Here is a 262-nt window from a genome sequence, read left to right as displayed (position 1 = left end):
GCACTTCAAATTATTTTATAAATGTTGGGCCTGTAGCTCAGGTGGTTAGAGCGCTACACTGATAATGTAGAGGTCCGTGGTTCGAGTCCACGCAGGCCCACTCTAACAGAACCAAAAGCGGTTCTTAAATAATTGAAAATCTTCTGGGGGATTAGCTCAGCTGGCTAGAGCACCTGCCTTGCACGCAGGGGGTCAACGGTTCGAATCCGTTATCCTCCACTTTATAAAGATGATTAATTCATCTTCTCTTCCCAAAACGATT

General features: G+C 45.0%; 2 tRNA genes. Both read left to right on the top strand.

The features are described from left to right. Positions 1 to 26: 26 nt before the first annotated feature. Positions 27 to 100, top strand: a tRNA-Ile gene (locus tag O0V13_RS21605). 45 nt (positions 101 to 145) lie between these two features. Next, a tRNA-Ala gene (locus O0V13_RS21600) sits at positions 146 to 219 on the top strand. Positions 220 to 262: the final 43 nt, after the last annotated feature.

The sequence above is a fragment of the Algoriphagus sp. PAP.12 genome (genome assembly GCF_026652115.1).
In the GTDB taxonomy this organism is placed as follows: Bacteria; Bacteroidota; Bacteroidia; order Cytophagales; family Cyclobacteriaceae; genus Algoriphagus.
This window is presented reverse-complemented; position numbering and strand designations above follow the sequence as displayed.